Consider the following 406-nt stretch of genomic DNA (forward strand, 5'->3'; position numbering starts at 1 on the left):
GCACGGTCATCGCCGCCGGCGAGATCGGCGCGATCGGCGCCGGCCGCCTCGGCGCCGCCGCCCGCGCCGCCCTCGGCCGCGCCGCCGCCGCCCCGCGCTCGCTCTCGGCGGTGACCTGGCAGGTCGTCGCCCATACGCGCGGCTTTCCGCTCAGCCATCACAACGTGTTCTTCAGCCGCGACTACCCCGCCGAGTTCGCCGCCCTCGCCGCCGGCACGCTGCCGCCGGACCCGACCATCTATGTCTGCGCCCAGGATCGCACTCCGGACCGCGCCCCGCGAAGCCCCGATCCTGCTGCGGAACGCCTGCTGGTGCTGGTCAACGCCCCGCCGCTCGGCGACCGCGCCGCGCCGGACGACGCCGCGACCGACGCCTGCTGGGCGCGGGTGCGCGCCCGCCTCGCCGC

At 78.3% G+C, this 406-nt stretch carries 1 pseudogene; it reads left to right on the plus strand.

The features are described from left to right. A pseudogene (locus tag RT91_RS18975) lies at positions 1 to 406 on the plus strand (CrtD protein); the annotation flags it as partial.

It is taken from the genome of Acidiphilium sp. JA12-A1 (assembly GCF_000724705.2).
GTDB classification, from domain to species: Bacteria; Pseudomonadota; Alphaproteobacteria; order Acetobacterales; family Acetobacteraceae; genus Acidiphilium; species Acidiphilium multivorum.